We start from the raw sequence: 1,982 nt of genomic DNA on the forward strand, positions 1-1,982 counted from the left end.
TTTTACTTTTGGCAAAGCAAATTATAACTCTTTACCATGCTATTCAAAAAACACTCACGAAAGATCAACACGCCCTAATGAATAAAATATCCATCCTGCTGTCTTTGATCTATACCTTTCTGTTCTCTTCTTCCGTACTAGCGGAAACCACCGTGATACGCTCTAGCATTTTGCACTTTACGCAAGATCCAGCCAAGACAACGGATGTTACTGACGCTTATCAATACTTTGATGATGGCTTGCTAGTCATTGAAAATGGACATGTTAGATCCGTTAAGGCTTTTACCGAGTCAGATGCAACTCAACACACCGAGATTATCGATCATCGCGGTAAGCTGGTTGTACCTGGCTTTATCGACACCCACATCCACTATCCTCAAACCCAAATGATCGCCGCCTACGGTGAACAGTTGTTAGAGTGGCTAGAAACCTATACCTTTCCCACAGAAAAAGAGTTTGAAGACGCCACACATTCACAAAAAATCTCTCAATTCTTTATCAATGAACTACTGAAGAATGGCACCACCAGCGCGTTGGTGTTTGGTACTGTACATCCCCAGTCTGTAGACGCCTTGTTTGAAGAAGCGCTTAAAATTGACATGCGTATCATTGCGGGCAAAGTGATGATGGACAGAAATGCCCCTGAATACCTACTCGACACCCCAGAATCTAGCTATGCAGATAGTAAGTCTTTGATTGAAAAGTGGCACAACTTTCAGCGCTTGCGTTATGCCATTACCCCAAGATTTGCTCCAACGTCATCACCAGAGCAACTGGCTGCTGCTGGCAAGCTTAAAGCTGAGTACCCTGATGTCTACGTCCACACACATATCTCTGAAAACAAAAATGAAATCGAGTGGGTGAAATCATTATTCCCTGATCGTGAAGGTTATTTTGATACCTATGAGCACTATGGCTTGGCAGGCGATCGCTCTATTTTCGCTCATGCGGTGCATTTAACAGACAAAGAATGGGATTCATTTAAACGTACTGACTCTGTTATCTCATTTTGTCCGACGTCCAACTTATTTCTGGGCAGCGGGTTGTTTGATCTGCAAACCGCAGAACAAAAAGGTGTACGTGTCGGTCTTGGCACCGATGTTGGCGCAGGCACTAGCTTCAATCAGCTAGAGTCGCTCAGTGAAGCGTATAAAATCATGCAGCTACAAGGACAGAAGCTATCAGTATTTAAAGGATTGTATCTTGCGACATTGGGCGGTGCTGAGTCACTCAGTATCGAAGATAAAGTGGGTAACTTTGAGACAGGTAAAGAAGCGGATTTTGTGGTGCTTAATTGGGCGAGTACAGATTTGCAAAAACTGCGTCATAAACACTCGACCGACTTAGAAGACAAGCTTTTTGCTCTAATGATGCTAGGAGATGACCGAAATGTTCATGCCACTTATGTCGCTGGCAAACTGGCTTATTCAGAAGACTAAACAAATCTCAATAATATAAGTCTCCAATTTTGATTCAACTTGAATCGCCATTTTAACCTCCCCCCGGTTAAGCTTGTAGCTGGGGGGGGGCTGGTTGAGCGTCTTGTTAGGGTGCTGTATCATTTATTCTGCGGGTCTTATAATAGAACTCTTTGTCATGCTCGCTGATCTCCCTAAGAACAAGACATGGATTACCAACTGCTACAACATTAGCTGGTATATCTTTAGTCACGATACTACCTGCACCAATCACCGTATTCTCTCCAACGGTTACACCCGGTAAAATTACAGAGTTAGCACCTAACCAAACATTATTACCAATAATCACGGGGATATTAAATTGCGCAGCTTTCTTTCTTAAACTTGGTTCGATTGGGTGTCCCGCTGTGGCGATAGTCACATTGGGGCCTATCATTACGTAGTCACCAATATAAATATGAGTATCATCGACCAACGTTAAATTAAAGGTAAGCGTCTACGAACCGACTCATTGACTTTCTAATATCAACACAGATACCGCCAACTAAGGCGGTATCTGTCATT

At 43.1% G+C, this 1,982-nt stretch carries 1 protein-coding gene and 1 pseudogene; one reads left to right on the plus strand and one right to left on the minus strand.

What is annotated here, in order from left to right:
- Positions 1-77: 77 nt before the first annotated feature.
- The gene (gene guaD / locus Q1A70_RS19655) at positions 78-1,439 is read left to right on the plus strand and encodes a guanine deaminase (RefSeq protein ID WP_299695634.1); all 1,362 of its coding nucleotides are present in this window, start codon (positions 78-80) and stop codon (positions 1,437-1,439) included.
- Between the two features lie 106 nt (positions 1,440-1,545).
- Here guaD and Q1A70_RS19660 read toward each other — a convergent pair.
- Positions 1,546-1,905, minus strand: a pseudogene (locus Q1A70_RS19660) (DapH/DapD/GlmU-related protein); the annotation flags it as partial.
- Positions 1,906-1,982: the final 77 nt, after the last annotated feature.

It is taken from the genome of uncultured Vibrio sp. (assembly GCF_947488985.1).
Classification (GTDB): Bacteria; Pseudomonadota; Gammaproteobacteria; order Enterobacterales; family Vibrionaceae; genus Vibrio.